Raw genomic sequence first — 19,833 nt, 5'->3', positions numbered from 1 at the left:
TTTTGTTTTCAACACAAACATATTCGGATGCCGTGTCCCTACTAAAACCTGTTAAAACGGGTTATATCAAATCCAGCTCGACAACCCCTCTAATCTTCTTCTTCTTGGCGTTCTTGGCGTCTACCCTACGGGAAGTCGCTGCGCGTCTATGGCGGTTCATTTAAAAAGGGGGTCATGGAAGCGGTTTGGTATTATATCATGTCCAGTTGATTCGATATCGTATGTTTTCGGTGCTGTAGGGGCGGGTTTTACAGATAACTTCTGCCACCAACAGATAATTCAAGTGAACCCGCCCCCTCTTTGAGCAAGTAATTTATTTCCAGGCTGACTACCGATCCCTAATTTAATCGATCGTGACTCGGAACCGAATGAACCCAACATTACCATTAGGAGTATTGGTAATCTCTCTGAGGTTCAGAATTACCGATCCATTGCGATTGCTTTGTTCCGCACAAGCATTGCCGTTGGGCAAAGGCGACAGCGGCGAGAAAAATGCTCCCACATCGCCATCTTGTGCGTTGGTCAGCGATGAATTGGTTCCCGCTTGATTTAATTGAATCCCCGTGCGAGGTCCAAAACCATCGGCGATAAATGTCGTGTCGGTGGGAATGGCGTCGCAGAAGTTGACGTTTTGCGCCGGTACGTTGCCTTCGGACAAGAAGTAGACGGTGTACTCGACAATATCGCCGCTGCGGACGGGCGCAGATGGCTGAATTTCGCCCACTGGACGCAGCGAAGACCAACCAGAGGCATTATCGTTTTGGGTGCTGGGGTCATCGACAAAGTTGGTGAAGTTGGTCGTCGTGCCGTTGCTCGTGACAGCGGTAATCCGCTTGACCAAAATCACGCGGGGTGTACCTGCGATCGCCACTGCCGTAGCCGTCGCGGTATTGTTATTGACAATTGCATCGTTTTGTGATGTAACCGTCGTCGTCAGGTTGATCGTTTCCGGTTGCGTCGGTCTGAGGACAATCGGAATCGACACAGATTGACCGGGATTCAAGTTACCCAGGTTGCAGGTGACAACGCCGTTGGACTCAAAGCAAGTTCCCTGGGAAGGCGTCGCTGAAACAAACGTGGTGCCCGCAGGTAACGGGAAGGTTAAAGTCACCCCCGTCGCGATCGCAGGGCCATTGTTCGTTACAACACCATTGAAGGTGACGTTGGTTCCCGCTGTTACCGGAGTTGTTGGGCCAGTTACGCTCGTCTGAACTTCCGATTGATTGGCGCTGGGCAATGGAACCGCCACCGTTACCCGCCCCTCAGAGCAATTGCCTGCCGTGTCGCAAATTTGATACGTGAAAGTATCCGTACCGGAGGTAAATCCAGGGTTGGGGATGAAGGTGACCGTGCCGTCCGGGTTAACTACAACCCTGCCATTCGCGGGTTGGGTGACGATGCGGAGGGTGGCGGGATTGAGGTTGCCGCCATCGTTGCCCAAGACGTTGATCGTCACGGGGCTGTTGGGGTTGGTTGCGATCGCATCCGGGTTGGCCACGGGCGGGTTGTTTGTAGCAACCGGCACGTTTACCGTTACCGTCGCCTCGCTACACAATCCCGTCGTATCGCAGATGCGGTAAGTAAACGTATCGGTTCCCGTGGTGAAGCCTGGATTAGGCTGGTAAATAATATTACCCGTTGCCGGATCGATTCGCACCGTACCGTTTTGCGGTGGGTTAATAATTTGAACCGTCGTCGGGTCGAGATTGCCATCGGGGTCGCGATCGTTCGCCGCCACGTTAATCAATACCGGCGTACCGGGATTGGTACTGGTGGTATCGTTGGTGGCAACGGGCGGTCTGGGAACCGATCCAGGAACCGTCACCGTCACCGTCGCCGTATCGCACAGCCCCGTCGAATCGCAGACTTGGTAAGTAAAGATATCCGTCCCGCTGGTAAAACCAGGGTTGGGAGTATAGACGACCGTACCGTCTGGATTAACCCTGACCGTACCGTTAGCGGGATTGGAAATAATCGTGACGGTTCTGGGGTTGAGGTTATTATCCGGGTCGCTATCGTTGTTGAGAATATCGATCAGCACGGGGGTATTCGGGTTAGTGCTGGTGCTGTCGTTGTTCGCGACGGGTGGATTGGTGGCGGTCACCGGAACCGTTACCGTAACCGTTGCCCGATCGCACTGTCCGGTCGTATCGCATACTTGGTATTCAAACGTATCCGTACCCGAATTAAACCCAGGGTTAGGAGTGTAAGTAATCTGCCCCGTGACTGGGTTAACGCTCACCGTCCCATTCGTCGGCGGCGTAACAATTGTCACGTTCGTCGGATTGAGGTTATTGTTCGGGTCGGTATCGTTATCCAGGACGTTGATAACTACCGGAGTATTCGGGTTGGTGCTAGCGCGGTCATCGGTAGCCACTGGCGGTTGCTGGACGGGGGCGGGAACGCTGACGGTAATCGTTGCCGTATCGCACACGCCCCGGATATCGCAGATTTCGTAGACAAAGGTATCCGTACCAGAGGTGAAACCGGGGTTAGGCGTGTAGGTAATCGTGCCGTCTGGGTTGACCTGCACCGTACCATTGGTTGGGTTAGACACGATGCGAAGGCTACCGGGATTGAGAGGAGTGCCGTCGGGAGAGCGATCGTTAATTAAAGGATTGATCGTCACCGATTGACCGGGGTTAGTTCCAATCACGTCGTTATTCGCTACCGGCGGCTGGTTTGGGGCAGTGACGGGGATAGTCAACGTTGCCGGGGGAGATACGGCACCCTGGTTATCCGTGGCAGTGAAGGGAATCGTCACATTGCCGGTAAAGTTGGGATTCGGCTGGAAGAACAGATTGCCGATTTGGTCTGCTGGGATAGGTTGACCTGGGGTCACGGGTACGCCGCCCGATGCCGGGTTACCCAAGAACAAAGTTCCTTGTTCTGGCGGCGGCAAGGTGGGGATGGTGAACGAAACCACACTGCCATCCGGGTCGTTAGCTGTCAACAGCGGCAGTTGCACCGGACTCCCGCTGCTGCTGGGAATCGAAGGCGTAGTGGTGTTGTTAGCAACCGGCGGTTGATTCTGGCGCAGACCAAAGTCAAAGTTGGGGTTGTTATCGGTGACGCTAATAGTTTGGGAGGTAGGGGTAGTGGGGCTGAACCCAGACGGAGGCGTTATCGTTACCCGGTAATTACCCGGCGGTAGGTCTGGGAAGCTGTAGTTGCCGTTATTGTCGGTTGTTGTGGTTTGGGTGGGGTCGTCGGGAGTACCTAAGATGCCATCTGCGCCAGGAGAGGTGAGGGTGACCGTCACCTTGGGCAGGCCCGGTTCGCCTTGGTCTTGTACCCCATTGCCGTTGACATCATTGAAGACCGTATCCCCAATCTGCACGGGAGGCGAAGCTATCACCGGAATTGTCACCGTTGCTGGAGGCGAGGTCAACCCTTGGTTATCGGTCACCGTGTAATTAAATGTCACGCTGCCGGTAAAGTTGGGGTTGGGTTGGAACACCAGCTGACTCACTTGCTCTGGTGTCAAATTTTGCCCTGGTTGTACTGGTTGCCCATTCAGTAGCAGCGTGCCTTGTTGCGGAGTCGGCAAGGTGGTAATCGTATACCTTACTACCGTCCCATCCGGGTCGCGGCCTATTAGTTGCGGCACGGGTATCGTACTCGTGTTGGGTAAAGGCGGTGTAGACCTGTTTTCAGCGACAGGAGGTTGGTTGCCCGGGGCAACAACTGGAATCGTCACCGTGGCTGGGGGAGAAGTCAGCCCTTGGTTATCGGTCACCGTGTAATTAAATGTCACGCTGCCGGTAAAGTTGGGGTTGGGTTGGAACACCAGCTGACTCACTTGCTCTGGTGTCAAATTTTGTCCTGGTTGTACTGGTTGCCCATTCAGTAGCAGCGTGCCTTGTTCCGGAGTCGGCAAGGTGGTAATCGTATACCTTACTACCGTCCCATCCGGGTCAGTACCGAGTAATGGCGGCACTTGGATGGGGCTAGTGTTGAGCGAAGGCGGCGTGGATCGATCTTGAGCCACGGGGGGCAACTGGGCAGTGGCTGGAACCGTTACGGTAACGGTCGCCGTATCGCACAGCCCAGAAGTGTCGCATACTTGGTATACAAAAGTATCAGTACCGGAAGTAAATCCGGGGCCGGGAGTGTAGGTAATAGTGCCATCGGGATTGGGCGTGACAGTACCGCGACCGGGATTGGTAATAATTGTGACGCTGCCCGGGTTGAGGTTATTGTCGGGGTCGCTGTCGTTGCCGAGAACGGGGATATTGACGGGTACGCCTGGGTTGGTGCTGGTGCTATCGTCGTTGGCAACGGGCGGTCGGTTGGGCGGATTGTTAATCGTAGTGGGAGCTTCCGCCCGGTTGTTGCCGGTATTCGTTTCCCCAGGCGTGGAAACATCCGCCACGTTAGTACCGCTTCCAGCCTGACTAGAAGTAACCGTTATGGTTAAGGTAGTGCTAGCACCAGGGGCTAACTGGTTGGGGTTAGTACAGGTAATCTGTTGCTGTCCCGTTGCCGTACAACTCCAGCCGTCACCGCTAGAACCGAAGAACACCGTGCCATTGGGTAAATTATCGACAATTTGAATCGGGCCAGTTGTAGCAGCAGCATTGGCAGCGTTGGTGACGGTGATTTGGTACGTACCTTGTTGCCCAACCACAAACGGCCCGATGGCGGTTTTGGTGATGGTCAAGTCTGGTGCCGTCGGGGGTGGCGGTGGTGCTTGATAGGGGAAGTCTACGTTGGGACGATTGGGGTTATTCCCATCCAGATTAATCGAACCGATGACGGTATTGTTTGCGTTCAAAGGCGCGCCGCCTTGGGGATTGGGGACGCTACCAGGGACGCGCACTGTGTAGTTGTTGCCAAACGGGACATTGGGGAAGGTATAGCTACCGTCTGCGCCAGTTTGCACCGTGGCGATAACGTTGCCGTTGGGGTCTACCAGTTCAACGGTAGTCCCAGGTAAGGCAGCGTTATTGCCAGCGTTGAACAGACGCCCGCTGATGGTACCAGTTCCCTGCTGTGTAAAACCAAAATCCGCCGTTGGAATATTGGAGTTTTGGGCGTTGACCGCAATCGGGTTGGGTTGGGTTTGGGTGGGATTTAAGCCATTAGGTGGGTTGGTGACGCTGACCCGATAATCTCCAAATGGCAAGTTGGGGAATTGGTAGCGTCCATCTGCCCCGGTGGGGGGCGAGTCTACCGTAGTGCCATCCGGTCTGGTTAACCGCACGATGATGCCCGGGATGCCTTGTTCCCCTGCATCTTGTACTCCGTTGCCGTTGGCGTCGTTGTATACTGTGTCGCCAATTGTCCCGGTTGTTGGGTCAGTTAAGTTAACCGATGCCGTGGCTTCCCTGACAGTTGGATCTTCGGTTGAACGAACGTTAGCTGAGTTTGTTAATGTGTTTCCCTGGAAGTTAGCTGGCACTCGGAAAGTCACCTCTAATTGCCGGTCTTGGTTAGGTGTCAGCGTACCCAAGGTACAAGGAAAGGTATTTTGACAGGCAGGGTCGCTAACGGAGACGAGGGTTACCCCTTGTGGCAACGGATCGTTCAACACTACGCCCGTCGCCGTCGCAGTGCCGATTCCTCTGTTTCTGACCGTAATCCTAAAAGTTACGTCGCTACCGCGGGGTGCGGTATTGGCGAGCGGTGTTTTTGTAATATCCAGTAGGGGACTATCAATAGCTAAAGTAAAGACACCGGGGTAGTAAGCCTCACCCGTATTGTTAGTGCTAAAAGTAAATGTGGCGCTGCTTCTGTCGTTGCCGATCAGCTCAGAAATATTAGCACCTGTGAGCAAATCGATGTCAATACCCAGTTGGTTATTAAAATTTGGATTTCTGCTGTCGGTGAAAGCGCTAATAGTGCCGTTGAAAAAGTCGTTTTCGGGGCTGGTGGGATTTGAAATTGGCGTATTGTTGAGAAGAACTCTATCCCCAGTAATAGTTGCATCCCCGTCATAAACAACCATGCCTAGCTTGGTTGTGAATGGGCCGCTACCAGGCGTTCTAAAACCAGACAGAGTTACGCTTTCCCTAGCCTCAGTGCCATTTACCGAAGTGAATACCGTTGTCAGGCCATCGAAAACCGTCAGATTGCGGTAAGGCTCGTTCGGGTCGTTATACACCACGACCAAGCTCCAGCCTGCTTCGCTGTTTGGTTCTACTGTAGACAGGACATCGGCGACCCCATACGTACCACTCCCAGTATTTCGGACAAGGGTGGTTACGTCAACAAATCCTTGGTAAAACTGTCTTGCTCCCTGAACTTGAACATCGGCAGCTGTCAGGGAGGTGTAGTTAGCCTGCCCAGGTGGTTTAAATTTGACTTGATTGCGTTGTTGAGCGTTGGTCGAAATACCGTGCCAGTATAGACCTGCCCAAATAACTGTAGCGCCAGCAGGTATGTTGAGTTGGGCGGTGCTGGAGTTGAAGGTACTAGCATCACTGTCAACATCCACATACTGCATGTTGTAGAACAAGTTGTTGGCGTTGGTGGTTGAGTTGCTATTTTGAGCTGTGCCGCAAGCAGGCCCTGTGTTATTGCTAACTGTCCTGGGCGGGTCTGAGCAAGTCATCAAGGTGTTGCCGATGGTGCGAATATCTCCCGTCGCGTATCTGGTATTTTCGGGATTTCTCGGCGTCAACTGGGACAAGGCTGGCTCAGCCGTTAACAGCGTTCCCAGAATCGGCAGCGCCCAAAAGCTTTGCTTGATTGGGGCAAGGAAATGGTTATAGAAACTAGGGCGACAAGACCCAGGGGCGTTCAACTCTCTCACAACCTTTTTAAACAATGCACTCACGGCGGCTCTACCTTGGTGTTAGGACAGAGGATGGAATCGACCGGATAACGGCGTTAATCGCAGGTTCGGAAGTACCATATTGGGGATGGGTGGCGATCGCGCTCACTCTTTCTCCCGGTTGCAAAGCAGCAATTTTGAGCGAAAATAATCCTTCTGCATTCGCTTCTGTAGTAGCGATCGCCACGCTCAATGGCCCTCGCGTATTGCTGTTTTCACCCACCCGGTAAATTTCCACTACCGCACCCGGAGTCGCCTTCCCTGCTAAAGTTACGCTCCCATCCGACGGTGCGTTGAAAAATTCCCGACTGACAAATTGCGGTGCCTCAATGCCAAAATTCCCGGTTTTCCGTCGCTGTTGATGGCTTTCCATCCGGGGATTGGGACCATCCCCGATTTGGTAAGCATGGACATCGGTATTCAATTGCGTGACCAAGTCTATGCTCAACCCGCGCAGTCCTGAAAACTGGTTGCCGCGAATCACATTGCGATCGCTATTCGGAAATGCCGCTACCACCACCCCTGGTCCCGGTTGGTCGCTAATCCGATTGTCGATTACCTCGTGGTCTTCTCCCATCAGGTATATTGCGGCTCTTCGGTAGCGTCTGCCGTTGCTGGCGAGCGCATTAGAGCGAATCAGAGCCGACCCATTTGGTTTAAACAAATAAATCGCGCTTCCCGCATTATCCCGAATGATGTTCCCCACTATTTCTGTGTTAGAAATTACACCTTCCAGCCGAATCGCATCGGGCATTCCCGCAAACCCATTACACTCCAAAATATTTCCTTGAATCAGCAAGTTATTCGCCGCCACGGCGGTAATGATGGCGCTACCATCGTGATTGGCAATAATATTGCCCCGGATTGTCGTCCCCAGGCTATTAAAAACGTAGACGCCAAACGCGGAAGTTCTAGGCAATTTCGCCGGTTTGGCACTCAAGTACCTAGCAAAAAACCCGACCAAAGGACGGAAAAACGAATCCGTAATCGGCGTTTCGGGCGGTTCTGGAACTTCTTCCGCAATATTTTGCGGTCTTTGTCGCGCGAACACCCGCAGCCTTCTACCATCTTGTGAATACTCCCCCACTGGCGGAATGCCCAACCAATTGTTCTCTATCAACACATTTTTAGGTGGAACATCGCGTCGGCGGTATGGAAAGCTACTCGCCGGAGGTTGCTGTCTGCTAGTATCCGGCGGCGGTAAGCGGTGGGAAATAAAGATATCTGCGGGGGGCGTCGTTGCCGTCGCCCTATGACGCGAAGTAAATCCGTATACACTCAATCCCCGTATTGTTACGTTATCCGCAGCAACGGAAAAGCCCCGCAGCACCTCGCGACCGGGTGCGGGCAAGATCGCAATCACCGGACGGGAAATAGGCGGCAGGACGACGGGCGAGCCGAGGGGCAGTTGGGCAGAGGAGCAGAGGTGCAGAGGTGCAGAGGAGGAGATGGGGAGATGGGGAGATGATGGAGATGAAGGAGATGAGGAAGATAGAAGTAATTTCTTCCCCATCTCCCCTGCTCCCCTGCTCCCCTGCTCAGCGTTATAACCGGGTTGAGTAGTGCCATCAACTACCACGGGGACGCTTAACGGCGGTAACAGTTCGGTCAGGCGGATGGTGGTGGCGGTAGGGGGTAGATTAAATTCGATTCTGGAAGATTCGCTCGATTGTAGGGGTGAGACTTGCGATCGCTCTACCCCAGAAAGCCGCTCTAGCGGTAAAGTACCATTGACAACCTCAATCGCCTCGCGCAAAGTCAGTCCCTCATCCGCCTGCACCGGGCCATCTTGGTTACTATTAACTACTACCCGCAGCGGTATAGTAGAAGCCAACACCCCATCGGATAAAAGCAAACAGGAAACCGCAAACCCTAAAAAATAGTTGAGGAGGACGCGGGGACGCTCTGACACGGTGACGTCAGGAAACCCCATGGTAGGAACCAGGGGATTCCAACAAGGAATTTTTTTCTTCTCCACGAATAAATTCGGGGGCTGGTGACCGGGTGCTTCGATCTGGCGAAGGGTGCAAGAGAGCGTCTCCCCTTCTGGGCGTCTTTGCGTCTTCTTGGTCATTGGTAATGGGTAATTGGTAATACCTCTTGTGCAACCTATCGCGTCCATCGGTAGTGAATCCTAACTCATTATTTGCCCGATCATTGGTGTTCTATAAAGTTAGTTAAGTCATCAAAAAGACTCAAAAACTTCAGCGTTGCACCCAGCGGGTCTGTCTGGGTTTTCACCTCGGTTTGCGACTCGGATCCAGATGCATCTTCCATCTCCGAACTTATCGGTAAATTAGCAGCAACGGGAACAACTTCGCTTTCTCTTTGTTGACGCGGTACAACTCTTTGGCGACCAAATCCACCAAACAGTTCGTTAACCTTAAACGTTACTTGGAAATACGGACCGCCTTCGGATCTAAAACCGCTAAAATCCCGGTCATCCACGCTACCGAAACTATAACCCAACCCCAAACGCAAATCCGGGGTCAGATAATAGCCAAACTCCGCCGCCCAACCCCATTCGTTGTAGTCTTCTTGACCAATCCAGCGCACCTCACCAGCAACGTCGGTTCTGTAACCCAAGCGGTAAGTTGCCCGCAATTGTGCCAAGTTGGTCGCCGTATTATTGCTGTAATTTCGGGCTAAATTAAAATCGCTGATGCGAAACGCATATTTGCCGTAAAATTCCCAGCGCCAATTCGGAGCATAAATCGCTTCCAAGGCAAACAAATGATCCGTTGAATCCGTACTGGTTCCTTGGAGAATTTCATCATAAGTTTGGGCGGGATTGCGACGAAATTCATACCGCATCAAAGCATTAAACTTATCATCCTCCGGATCGCGATAAGCCAACCCAACTCGCAGGTTAATCGTATCATCTAAATCCCGCAACAACTGGTTAGAAGAATTCGCCTGGTAATAGCGCAACAACGCCGTAATCGAACGGGAGATTTTGCCCGCCGCCCCCACTTCGATTAGCATATTGTCACCGCGAAAACTGCCGGTGCTGTATTCAAAGCGCCCGCTAGCTTTGAAATCCGGGTTATCGGTATATTCCAGTCCGATGCTGTAGCTATCGCCAGAACCCAATCCCAAGGAAGCGGCACTTTGACCCACCGCAAAGGGTTGGGGAAACCTTCTCCCCGCAGCAGTGCGACCAAAGATATTGTCCGAAACTCGTTCGTAACCCAGCAGCAAGCGCAGTCCGGGTGCAATCCGAATCCGCGACCTGATTCCCAGCGCCCCCTGTCCGATGACATTCCCAAAACCGCTGAGGACCGAATAGCGGCTGCTCATCGTGGTATCTTTAAACAGTTCCCGCTCGACTATCGTGTCTAAACTGGTAATCGAGTTGTTGGTTAGCAGTCCTCCATCAAAAAACTGATGCGCCAGTCGCATCGTCACCCCGGGAAACGCCGCCCAATCTAACCCAAAAGTCGTGCGAGTCGGATAAAGTGGGTCGCTTGAACCTCCTAAGTTTTGTTCGTGCTGGGCGCGGAATGTCAGCAGGGGCGACCTTGCGCCCTCGTTGCTCAATCTTTCTAGCAACGGCACGTTTAACCTTGCTACAATCTGGTTCGCATCCTCATCCAAATCTCCCGCCCGGTCTTCCCGCACGCGGTTGACGTAACTTAAGCTGAAATCTGCCCTACCAATTCGCTGGCGCAGTCCCGCACTAAACGTGTTGAGGGTATTATCCAATCGACTGCCGGGACGCGCTTCCACCCCTGGGTTAAATAAATCTGGCAAATCCGTTCTTACCGCCGAAGCAATGCCGAAATTTCTTTCGTAGTCGTATTGAACTTCTAGCGCCGTTGTGGTAGTAATTGCCGCCGAGAGCGAAGCGCCGTAACGAGTTTGACCGGGTGAAAAGCTAACAGTGGCATTGTTGAGGAAGTTTTCTTCCACCGAACGGTAGTAGGCGCGTCCTGCTAACCAGGATGCGATCGCACCATTCACCTCCAAACGATACGCCGACCCGCTGCGATTCCCCCGGAAAATAAAATCATTATTCGATCTGGCATATTCCCCCACAATCCGTCCGCTGTTTCCCAAGGACACCATGAAATCGAATCCAAACAGATCGAATTCCCGCATCCCCATATCTTCCCGCCAGTAGGTCACCCCAGCAAAAGCAGGACGATTGATCGATGGATTAAAGTTATACTGCAACCGCCCCGCAACGATGCTGGTATCGCTCCCGCCTTCGTGTTGGTAGGTGACCACAATTCGCCGCACCAGCAGCGACGAAGCACCCGCCGTCCCGGTATTGAACAAGTCAAACTCGGTAGCTTGGATAGGACGGCGAAACCTCAACGTACCTCGGTCGTAATCGATTTCGTAGTCGGGACCCCGCGATAGCTGTCGGCGTTCTAAAACCGTACCCGGTCGGTTAAGTTCTTCGGTTTCGATAAAAATGTTCTCGCTTCCCGGTACAACCAAACGACGGGATAAAAAGTACAACCCGCTAGTCCCGTCGGGGACGATCGCATCCCGCTGGAATCCCTGGGTATCGGGAGAAAACAGCGCCGTCACCTGGAGGTTGCCAAAACTGTAATTCGCTTTAAACCCATGCAGGGCGCGGTTGTTGGCGCTAAACAGTTGGGAAGCTCTAGCAAACTCATTCGTGTAATAATCCCCCCACATACCGTAGTCGGGTTCCCTTCCCGGCGTGCGGGAAGCACGCTCAAACCGGACGTAGAAGCTATCCCTAGAAGGAGTAATGTAATCAACCCTAGAACTATCCCCGTAGACGGGATATTGTTGTTCGCAAAACTGGATACCGCCAAAGATGCGGTTATTCCCATCGCAAGTTTGATTGAGGGCGCGCGCCGTATTAAACGCCCCAGTAAACAACCATTCTCCCACCGGCCCGGTGGCAAATAAGGCCGCATCAAAATCAACTTCCGTCCCGCCCAAATCATCGGGGTTGAGGAAGTCGCGCATACTACCCCAAAAATTGGTTCCCCGCGGACCAATTCTCAGATTGGCGACACCGGAAACAATCGAGGGGCGCAAGTTGGGCACAAATTCCACTTGGGCGTAAGCAACGATTTCCCCTGGTTCCCCTGCGTCGAAGTTGGACAAGAACGGTTGTTCGCTGGGGAGTCCGATCCCCCCAGGCCCCCCTTGGGAAGGGGGATCCCCCCGTAGCCCCCCTTGGGAAGGGGGGTTGGGGGGATCGATTGTGACGCTTCTACCCCTAACTCCCAAAATTGCTGCCCTGACGCGGACTTGCTGCGCTTGCAACGAAGATTGCAATGAGACTGTAAATCTACCGTCGCGGGCGATCGTTTGAAATCCAGGTTGGTCTTCTTCTTGGTCAGCACCGACAAATTGACCGGCACTGGTAGTTAAAGTCACAACTGTGTCCCCTTTGAGGGGTTGGTTTTCTGAGTCGGTAATCGTGCCGGTAATCGTTACAGTTGAACGACCATCCGCGCGCACGCTCCTATCGCCCTCTGGTAATATTTCTAACTTCGCTGCCTGATTTTCTACATTCAGGCGCACTTCCACCGGCGCGTCATTACCTGCTTGGACGGTAATGACATTTTCCCCTTGTCTGAGACGGATGTTGTACCAAGTTTGGGTAATTAGGTTTTGAGACTCGTCGCGCTCTTTTTGGGTGGGGGTTTCGGGGTCGAGGGTATTGCCGTTGATTTTAATTTCTAGGGTTTGGTCGGCAGGATATTGCACAATCAAGCTGGTGGTGCGTTCTGCCATCTTCCCTGGTTGGGGATTGAGGATTCGCACCCTAGAACTTGCCCCGGCGGGCATTTGTGCGTTGAGTTGCACCCCCTCGTTTAACGAGAAAAGAAACCGGGTTTCTGAGTTTCTGGTAAAATCCGCCCCTACCTCACTACTTGCTGGCGCTACAGCATCCGCGTGGGTCAGCAGTTGCGGTTCTGCACCAGCTTTTGCCAGCTGTTCGCTCGTGGAAGATTTAACCAAGTATCCGCGTTTCCATGTAGCCTGTGTGAGGGGCTCATCAGTAGTCGGTAGGGAAAAAGATTCCTCTTTCTCCCATCTCTCCCCAACAGGTTTTGAGCCACTAGAAGCGCTCTGGGAGACTTCGCTGGCTGACTCCACGGCTTTTGTTTTAGCCATTTGGTCGTTCTCGCATGGTAGCGAAAGATGCTGCCCTATGATTTCATCTAAGTGATAACCCGTAGATGCGCTTTCTTGACCCAAGGCCAATATCTCGAGGGCGGGTTGATCTAGGCTGTTTGTTTGAGGCAGAGATAGTGTGTCAGGCCCGCCCCTACACAATAAAATCTGGTCGTTTACTGCTTGGGCATTTCCTGGTGGCAAAACTACCACCACTCCCAGCAGGGTTGGTATAAAAAAGTCCCGAAAAGTTGTCATTGAGCGAAGCCCCAGACAAATCGCACAGAAAAATATCAATGGTTAGCTTTTTTCAATGCCCCCTGCAATCAATTAAAAATTCAAAACCAAATTAATTTTGAAGTTTTAATTATTGGATTGCTCTTCACCAAATGCAGGCGTTACCCCAAAGTTCATCCTTACTGTTCCACCAGGTTCTAGGCGAACTAGACGCGACTGACTATTTCTTTCTATGAAATACAGGTTGGGCGCCAAAGTGTAGCCCGGTAAGCTGCTCAAATCCAAAGTCCCAGTTCGATTACCCGCAATTACGTTGGCAACTGAAAATAGTCCATTGGCATCGGTAGTAACGCGATTGCCATCATCCAAAAAGATTACCGCATTCGGTACCCCTGGTTCTCCTGGTTGTTGCTCGCCGTCAAAGTTTTTATCGACGAACACGCGACCGATTAGCGTACCACAATCTGAGACAATTCCCGGACGAATTTGCACCCTGTGACTTGCCACATTACTCCTGATATTTCGCCCTCTGCTAGTGCCAATTACTTCCGCTACGTTACGACCATTACCTCTAATCGCATCTGGCGTCAATGTCACGGCATAAACAATATTAAGAATTTGTCTCGGCCCTAAGTTTATCGGAACGCGAAATGTAATCCTGCGATTGGAAATATCAGGGTTAGGTAGCTCTACACGAGTAGATTGGTTCCCATCTGTCAAGGCTGCTTGTATTGATTTAGCCTGGAAGTTCAATCCTAAAGGTAACGTGTCTTGAACTTCTAAATCTCTGACGTTAGCTTGCCCCGTATTTCTCACCTGTAGGCGGTAAACCACAGTATCTCCTGGTTCTGCGGCAGCTTTATCTGCCGTTTTTATCACCTCTATTGTGGCTGCAACAACAACTGCATTCACCGAAGTTTGGTTCGATTGAACGTTCTGCACCGCTCCTTGATCACCATCTTGGAAGTTGGCAGTGCCGGTGTTAGTAATTGTAACGGTTTGAGCGGTGGCGTTTGACCAAACTTGGCCCGATACTAACCAAGGGATTGCGAGGGCTACTAAAAGCAATCCTCCTTGCCCAAGTCGCTGTTTCACAAGTTTCATTACAACGAGCTACACAGATTTTCATACTCCCATTGGGAATTCTTTTTACTATCTGCGTTTTAAATTTTACGAACACTTCCCAGCTTTAGTCAATAGCCACATAGCATTTTTTTTATTTTTCCTTGTAGTTTAAACTTAACATCCGTCAGGACTTACGCAAAGAAATCCGGTTTCTCAGATCGTCGTGGGTAAGTCCCGCTCCGTTATCGCCAATTTCTACAATAAAGATTGAATGTGATAAAAATGTGAAAATTTGACTCATTATCAGTTTTTTCCCCTCCAGCTTTGCTGAATGGAAACACAAGTCTGTCACGCAACTCCAACTTAGAAGTTACCAGACTTAGAAATATTTTTTCCAGAGCAAATCTCAACCCTGGCAATCTGTCATTGGTTATAAAAAAACTCCCAAGATTGCCTATTGGCTATAATAACCGAGCAAAAATCGGCGATAAAATGCAGGTAAACGCTAAAACTATATCTCCTTTACAGCCATTTGAGCAAGTTCTAAAACATCTGTACAATCAAGATGTAAAGAATTGTAAACAAGTATGACAGACAAAGTAGTTGTTGTTATCGGCGCTACAGGTGGGATTGGTGCGGCCTTGACGCGCAAACTAGCAACATCGGGAGCCAAGTTAGTGCTGGTAGGGAGAAATAGCGATCGCTTAGAAACCCTAGCCTCCCAGCTGTCAATCGCTCGAGGAACAAAAATACTGAAGGTGTCTGTTGATATCACCGACCGGCAACAGGTGGAAGACCTGATGAAAAAAACTGTTGCCCACTTCGGTCAAATAGACGCTTTGGTTAATGCTGCTGGTGCTGGGGTCTTAAAGCAGTACAACAAAATCGAACCAGCCGAGTTAGACGCGATGCTGAAATTGAATTTAAAGGGAAGCTTCTATACTTGTCAAGCAGTAGCCGAGGTGATGAAAGAGCGAAAAAGCGGTCATATCTGCAACGTGGTGGGAATTTTGGGCAAACACTCAATGGCAATGGGGGCAGCTTACTGCGCCTCGAAATTTGGTGTAGTGGGGTTTAGCAAGTGCATGGCGGAGGAGTTGAAGCGTTTTGGCATCAAGTTCACCCTGTTTTACTTTGGCGGCGTCGATACGCCGTTTTGGGACAATATCAGCTTGAAGGTAGATCGGGCCAAAATGCTCAAAAGTGAAACAGCGGCGCAGGCGATTGCTTTCGCGCTCAATTCCCCCCCAGAAGCCGTACCGATGGAAATTAACATCCAACCAGAAAGCCACCTGTTTTTTTGAGGCGCTAGTAGAAACCGGGTTTCTGCTTTTTCATAGAAACCCGGTTTCTTTGGGTAAGGGGCGCTAGGGATGACCCTTTAGCGAATCCTAGTCATCAAAAACTCTTTTTTCTGGCCCTAGTCCCTGTTAAGGGATTCTAGCTGAGGGTTGAGGCACAAAAAACCGCAAGCAAAAATGTCAAAATTTAGCGGCGGATAAGCTAAAAACTAAATTTTCCGAGTCGTTATGAAAATTGCTCGCGTTCACTTCTACGTGAAAGATGCAACGGTGTGGCGTGACTGGTTTGTTCGCAGGCTGGGCTTTCAAGCCGTAGCAAAGCGTGAGTGCAGCAGCACGCGCACGGAAGTAGTCACATCCGGTTCGATCGTTTTTCAGCTATCCTCACCCCTGTTACCTGCTAGCCCAGTTGCCGTTTTTCTGCAAAAGCACCCAGAGGGTGTGGCAGACTTGGCTTTTTACGTCGAGGATATCGCAGCCGTCTTGACTAGAGCAGTCAGTCAAGGTGCCCAGATATTACAACCGCTTCAGGAACAACCACAGGGGCAAGGCAGCCTGAAATGGGCAACAATTTCCGCTTGGGGGTGTTTGAGCCATACCTTAATCGAGGCCCAGGAGCAGGGGGACCCAGGGGTCGAGGGGACTAGGGGAGAAATTCTTCCTGCTCACCTGCTCACCTGCTCACCTGCCCAGTCCCCTGTCTACTTTACCAACATCGACCATGTGGTGTTAAATGTGGCAGCTGGCGATCTAGAGCGTGCTATTGCTTGGTACGAGAATGTCTTGGGTTTTCAGCCGCAACAGGATTTTAAAATTCAAACCGAGCGGTCGGCTTTACGCAGTCGGGTGATGTTTCATCCGATATCTCGCGTACAATTACCGATCAACGAACCCGTGGGGGCGAATTCTCAAATTCAAGAGTTTTTGGATATCAATCGCGGCGCTGGTGTCCAGCATATTGCTTTGCAGGCGATCGATCTTGTGCAAGCGATCGCCAGCCTGCGTCGTCGGGGCGTCGCGTTTCTTGAGGTTCCCCCTGATTACTATACCCAGTTGCAAAAGCGACACCGACTTCCCCTCACCCCGTCTCAATTGCAGCAAATTGCCCAGCAGCAAATCTTGGTAGATTGGCAGGAAGATGGTGCTACTGCCAACGGGGAAACCCCGCCCTTACTGCTACAAACCTTCACAAAGCCAATTTTTTCCCAACCAACTTTCTTTTTTGAGCTGATCGAGCGGCGAGTTGGTAGCGTCAGGGGCGAAACAAAACTTGCCCAAGGATTTGGGGAAGGCAATTTTCGCGCCTTGTTTGAAGCGATTGAACGCGAGCAGATGCAGCGAGGATCTCTCCGTAGTACTTGACGCGGTCATAGATGGTGAATCATGGCTAATGGCTAATGGCTAATGGCTCATTGCCTGTAGGAGTCGGAAGAGGAAAGCCTCTATGACCAATTACCGATTACCAATTACCCATTACCCATTAGCTGCGATAATCTGTAAAGGACAATTAATTTTTATTGCCCGATGTTAAGAGTGATTACTGACTTCGATGGGCCGATCGTGGACGTTTCGGAACGGTACTACCGGGTTTACCAGTTTTGCCTGGAAAAAACTAGCCGTCAGGAGCGGTCAGTACGCCAGCTATCGAAGGATGAATTTTGGCAGTTGAAGCGCGCGCGGGTGCCAGAACGGGAAATAGGCATGATTTCAGGGCTTGACCCAGCGGCAGCCCAAGAATTTGCCACCATGAGGCGGCAAACCGTGCATACGCTGCCTTATTTTCACTATGAGGCGTTGATACCCGGAGCCGTTGACGCCCTGGAAAAAGTGCAGCGAGCTGGGGTAGATTTGGTGGTGATGACGATGCGGCGAGAGATAGAGCTGGATTATGCCTTGGAACGTTTCGAATTAGGCCGATTTTTTCCGCCAAATCGACGCTATAGACTGAGTAACGACTATGTTAAAACCCAGGATATCGATGAAAAGCCGCTGTTGATGCAACAAGCGCTCAAAGAACTCCCAATAGCAGAAGATACGTGGATGGTGGGGGACACGGAAGCCGATATAGTTGCTGCCAAAACCAACGGGGTGCGTGCGATCGCAGTTTTATCGGGAATTCGCGATCGCGTGGAGTTAGAAGCCTACTTACCCGACTGGATCGTCAACGATCTGAGCGCAGCGGTAGATTTAATTTTATCTCAATGCCCACAAAAAATTTCAGCTTAAAAGGTATTCATCTCACACCTACCCGAAGCGAGGTGTGAGATGAATACCGCGTGAATTGCCGTGGGGCTAACAGCGGTGTCTGAACTATGTTTAACGCGAGAAGACCAGCACTGCAATTCAGGACTAAAGCCCCTGTCACACGGGTACACATAATCATTCATTCAGCTAGAGTTATGACCAAGGTAGGGCGTTTGAGTTGGTGAATTAAGCAGATCTAACACATGGTCAAGTTTACTCTTCCCATCAGCTTCCAGATCGTAGAGACGGTAATCAATTACCCAGAATTGGCCTGTTTCAGGATTAACATACAGGCAATTAACGCGCACCAATGGCTTTTATGACTCGGTGTTCATTCCCACTATATTGTTTTCGCGCTAATTCAATTTCTTGGCTATATCTTTTTTTATCTAAAATTGTGTCATCAAAAATTATATAACCTTGCTAGTGATGTTGAATTAACGACTTAACGTTTTCCCACAACAGGTGGCGGCTGAGTTTTTCTCGGAGCAAATAACGATTAATTTGGTCGTGACTAATTGTTTCAACTGTGGACTTAACTTTAAATTTGGAGACTTAATAGAGATTGACCATATCAATCCAAAGTCCAGAGGAGGAATGAATAATTATGAGAATATCCCAGCTCTCCATCGACATTGCCACGACGAAAAGACTGCCAATGATGGTAGTAATGGTATTCCAGACAAAGAACCGAGTCATTCAGGAGCCGGATGATGGAAATCTATCAAGTCCGGTTCTGTAAGAGAGGGTGGAGAAGTGATTCTCCACTCGACTCTAACCCCACTATCAAACGCCGTAAAGGTGGCATGGGGATAGTTGGTTCTATCACCGATGATACCTGTAAGGAAGTTCTACGCATTCTAAGGCGCTTTGCGCCACGGGAAGCGAGGAAGCCCCAGAAGCCTACACCTACCCGCTAGGGAGGTGCAAGAGCGTCACCGGAGAAAGCTAGAAACCAACCATAGCAAGATCAAAGTTACGAGGGTGATAAATTGCTCATCGGTTAAGGGGATGCTGGCAATTGGAGTCGAGAGCAAGCTGTAAAACAGTCCCCCCAACAGCAAACCCACCAGCAAGCCGAATAGAGTCAGCAGTATGGCTCGACCAAACAGATTTTCCTTGCGATTGAGAAAATAAAGGCTCAACCCGATGCCCAAAGCCAAGGTTAGTTGCAGAATTGAACTATTACCACGGGGCAAAAAAATGCTCAAAGCTCCCAAACTCCCGAATAAACCAGCAGGCAAAAGAACGTCTTTTGGACTGGGAGTATCAATCAGCCGTTGCAGCCAAGCCGGAGATTGCTGAACCGGGGTGGGTGGAGTACTCAGAGGAGCAGTTGTCAAGCGTTCGGGAAAGCGAACGCCTTCGGGAACCTTGATTTTGCCTTCCTGGCGCATCCGCAGCCGCTCCATCAAAATGGCATCGTAGGCTGTTTCTAGCATTTCTTGTCGCTGGCGATCGCCTAAGGACTCAGCGAGCAAGCGATCGCGAGCCGCTTTAATTTCATCAAACGAAGCATCTTCGGTCAACCCAAGTTGTTCGTAAGGATTTTGAACGCTCATCGAAAACCTCCAACAGATCCCATACTAGCCGCAACAAGCCCACTTCTGACCCCACAAGGGTCAAGATTAGCGCCATTGTAAACCACCCACACCCAAGAGACATTAAAGTGTGGGCTTTTAGTAGCCCTGAACTATTTGTGTGGATGCCCACAAATAACCCGAACCGAGGGGGCTGTTTACACCAGCCCCCAAAACTGGAATTATCTTAGCTGAATTCGGAAAGTGCGTGACGCATCAGGTGGGGCGTAGGCTGGTGCGATCGCCCTGGGAGATACCCAGACACAAGCCTGAGGAGCGGAAAACACTTTTATAGAATAGAGACTTTAATCGTCAGGTGGGGCATACTAATGCAGAGTGCATGGGAAGTTTTGTTAAAGCAATCGGAAAAATTGCCTCAATATTGACAAAGCGTTAAATGTAGAAGTTTCTCGATTACAGGTTGTTAGCATGACCGAGTTCTCGACTGATAATCATCTAAAATGCAGGATACACAATAGAAAGGAGAATCTATCGTCAGCCAAGTCGATCGGTTACT

Annotated in this window: 9 protein-coding genes and 2 pseudogenes; 5 read left to right on the top strand and 6 right to left on the bottom strand. The window is 50.9% G+C overall.

Annotated elements, in window-relative coordinates; all coding sequences use genetic code 11:
• Window positions 1–343: 343 nt before the first annotated feature.
• The 4 genes from ACE1CM_RS24030 to ACE1CM_RS24015 all read right to left on the bottom strand — a co-directional run bounded on the left by ACE1CM_RS24030 (window position 344) and on the right by ACE1CM_RS24015 (window position 14,230).
• Entirely contained in the window at window positions 344–6,781 is a 6,438-nt protein-coding gene (locus ACE1CM_RS24030; protein ID WP_374881070.1) for an Ig-like domain-containing protein, read from the bottom strand.
• 7 nt (window positions 6,782–6,788) lie between these two features.
• Window positions 6,789–8,852 carry a right-handed parallel beta-helix repeat-containing protein gene (locus ACE1CM_RS24025; protein ID WP_374881068.1) on the bottom strand — a complete coding sequence of 688 codons (2,064 nt, stop codon included), beginning with the start codon at window positions 8,850–8,852 and terminating at the stop codon, window positions 6,789–6,791.
• A gap of 80 nt (window positions 8,853–8,932) precedes the next feature.
• Complete coding sequence (locus ACE1CM_RS24020; RefSeq protein WP_374881066.1) at window positions 8,933–13,147, bottom strand: Ig-like domain-containing protein; 4,215 nt, start codon at window positions 13,145–13,147, stop codon at window positions 8,933–8,935.
• Between the two features lie 105 nt (window positions 13,148–13,252).
• Window positions 13,253–14,230: a hypothetical protein gene (locus ACE1CM_RS24015; protein WP_374881064.1), complete on the bottom strand. Its 978-nt coding sequence runs from the start codon at window positions 14,228–14,230 to the stop codon at window positions 13,253–13,255.
• 548 nt (window positions 14,231–14,778) lie between these two features.
• Here ACE1CM_RS24015 and ACE1CM_RS24010 point away from each other — a divergent pair.
• From ACE1CM_RS24010 to ACE1CM_RS24000, 3 genes are all read left to right on the top strand, one after another.
• Complete coding sequence (locus ACE1CM_RS24010) at window positions 14,779–15,495, top strand: SDR family oxidoreductase (protein WP_374881062.1); 717 nt, start codon at window positions 14,779–14,781, stop codon at window positions 15,493–15,495.
• A gap of 225 nt (window positions 15,496–15,720) precedes the next feature.
• Window positions 15,721–16,854, top strand: coding sequence for a 4-hydroxyphenylpyruvate dioxygenase (gene hppD / locus ACE1CM_RS24005; protein WP_374881060.1), 1,134 nt, complete (start codon window positions 15,721–15,723; stop codon window positions 16,852–16,854).
• A 162-nt stretch (window positions 16,855–17,016) separates the two neighbouring features.
• Window positions 17,017–17,718, top strand: coding sequence for an HAD family hydrolase (locus tag ACE1CM_RS24000; protein ID WP_374881058.1), 702 nt, complete (start codon window positions 17,017–17,019; stop codon window positions 17,716–17,718).
• Window positions 17,719–17,918: 200 nt separating this feature from the next.
• On the opposite strand, the pseudogene ACE1CM_RS23995 reads toward ACE1CM_RS24000, so the two are convergent.
• Window positions 17,919–18,264, bottom strand: a pseudogene (locus ACE1CM_RS23995) (IS701 family transposase); the annotation flags it as partial.
• Here ACE1CM_RS23995 and ACE1CM_RS23990 point away from each other — a divergent pair.
• Together ACE1CM_RS23990 and ACE1CM_RS23985 are read left to right on the top strand one after the other, a co-directional pair.
• Window positions 18,202–18,333 (top strand): annotated as a pseudogene (locus ACE1CM_RS23990) (HNH endonuclease); the annotation flags it as partial. The pseudogenes ACE1CM_RS23995 and ACE1CM_RS23990 overlap by 63 nt on opposite strands.
• A gap of 10 nt (window positions 18,334–18,343) precedes the next feature.
• A complete protein-coding gene (locus ACE1CM_RS23985; RefSeq protein WP_374881251.1) occupies window positions 18,344–18,478 on the top strand; it encodes a hypothetical protein in 135 nt (44 codons plus the stop codon).
• Window positions 18,479–18,671: 193 nt separating this feature from the next.
• Here the strand turns inward: ACE1CM_RS23985 and ACE1CM_RS23980 are convergent, their stop codons facing one another.
• Window positions 18,672–19,298, bottom strand: coding sequence for a CPP1-like family protein (locus ACE1CM_RS23980; RefSeq protein WP_374881057.1), 627 nt, complete (start codon window positions 19,296–19,298; stop codon window positions 18,672–18,674).
• Between the last annotated feature and the right edge of the window lie 535 nt (window positions 19,299–19,833).

The organism is Microseira sp. BLCC-F43 (assembly GCF_041929235.1).
In the GTDB taxonomy this organism is placed as follows: Bacteria; Cyanobacteriota; Cyanobacteriia; order Cyanobacteriales; family Aerosakkonemataceae; genus Microseira.
This window is presented reverse-complemented; position numbering and strand designations above follow the sequence as displayed.